This is a genomic window from Rubellimicrobium roseum (assembly GCF_006152145.1).
In the GTDB taxonomy this organism is placed as follows: domain Bacteria; phylum Pseudomonadota; class Alphaproteobacteria; order Rhodobacterales; family Rhodobacteraceae; genus Rubellimicrobium; species Rubellimicrobium roseum.
Map to the genome: position 1 here is coordinate 1 of NZ_VDFV01000139.1, position 1,610 is coordinate 1,610.

Here is a 1,610-nt window from a genome sequence, read left to right on the forward strand (position 1 = left end):
GCTCGCCGCATCCACACCGGGGTCCCTCTTGAACGCCGATCCAGGGTCCCGATCCCGTGCCGATTGACAGCGGAGCGTTCGGTCAGCATGAAAACTGACCGCCTGGAGTATCTTGCCTCCCTCGACCTGCCCTCAATGATTGTGCGCTATTGCTACCCAAGTCACACTATCCATTGGCAGTGGCTTACGAACGTATTCGCCCGACTTGGTGAGCCCTCGACGAAGTCGGTCACGATTAGTTTCGATGCTGAGAACCGCTGGAAGGCTGGCGATCCAGCCGCAATCCTGAGAACCTTGCAGACCTATCGCACGATCCGCACAGCTTCGCGCAGGCTGCCCATAGGTCTTACGCTTCGATCAGAGGGACTGACGAGCTCGCAGGCGTTCGAGCTGAACCACGCGATTTCCCAACTGCGGGACGCGAGCGCTCTGATCACCGCAGGTACCGACCCGCTTGCCTGCCTACCGATCGAGGTGCGGCTGGACGAGGCTCAAAGAATGGTCGTCGCCGTGGACGTGATTAGCAGTATCACGGTCGAGTTGGAGAAGGTCCGACGATCCGAACTCGTCGGCCACCTTGCCTACGTGCTCGCCTTCATGGCCGCTCGCTACGACTTCGATGTGCAGGCTAGGGAGCTGGCTCGGATCATCCACGAGAAGCGGCTGGTCACCCGAAGCAGGCACCTGGCCGCGTCCGTCGCACTGGTCGCGATCCCAGACCACCCTGTTGCGGCCAGCATCGCCAGCCTCAACCGGCTATATGAGGAGCACGACCACGCCTACGTCGCCTACCTGCACGGCCTCCTCGGGAGTGACCTTCCCGTGGCCGACAAGGCCACCGCCGTCAGAACGTTCTACGAGGAAGCCTTGGCGTCGCTTGGCCCCGAGCGCACGACAGGGCAGGCTGCTGTCCACTATTCGCTAGCTAACTCACTGAGGGTTGCCGGCGACTTCGTTTCAGCCGTGCACCACTATAACTCGGCCAGAAAGAAAGACCCGACCTACCTTTCTCGTGACTACTTCCTAGCAGAGCTTGGGGCCGCGCTGTTTTTCCGCCAACGTTATCGTATGTCGGCTCGCATGTACGCGCGGGCACATGAAATATCGCCGGGCACACGAGTGGCAATCTGTGCAGGCGATGCGTCCCTATATTCGGGGCATTTTGACGAAGCACGGGACTACTTCTCTGCTGCGCAGAAGTCTGTCGATGAGTTCGAGCACGCCGAGGCTTCCCTCAAGCTCTGGTTGGCAGCCTGGGCAACAGACTTCTTCCAACACAACCTTCAAGACCGGTTCGGGCCTCTTGGAAAAGTGCCTACCTGGGGCGTCCTCCTGAACGACTGCCTCGACGCGGAAAGATACGATCACGCGTTCGCTGCATCCTTAATGATCTGCTTCCTCCTAGAGGATGATGTCGATATCTGGACTACGGCAATATCAATCACCGCGAAGCTCGAGCAGGTCCAACTCATCATTGCTGCATTCTCCTGTGCAATCTGGCGGACTGGGTATGAAGCCTACAGTCGGTTTCGAGACACGCTACGCTCAGGACTCATAGCCAGAACATGACGGTTGCGGCCAAGGCGATGGCCGAGAGAAAGACCTTGGGG

The 1,610-nt window shown here is 59.3% G+C and carries 1 protein-coding gene; it reads left to right on the forward strand.

The window, feature by feature from the left end:
* The first annotated feature begins 498 nt into the window (after positions 1–498).
* Positions 499–1,569, forward strand: a complete 1,071-nt coding sequence (locus FHG71_RS23195) for a tetratricopeptide repeat protein (RefSeq protein ID WP_246045590.1) — start codon at positions 499–501, stop codon at positions 1,567–1,569.
* The last annotated feature ends 41 nt before the right edge of the window (positions 1,570–1,610 follow it).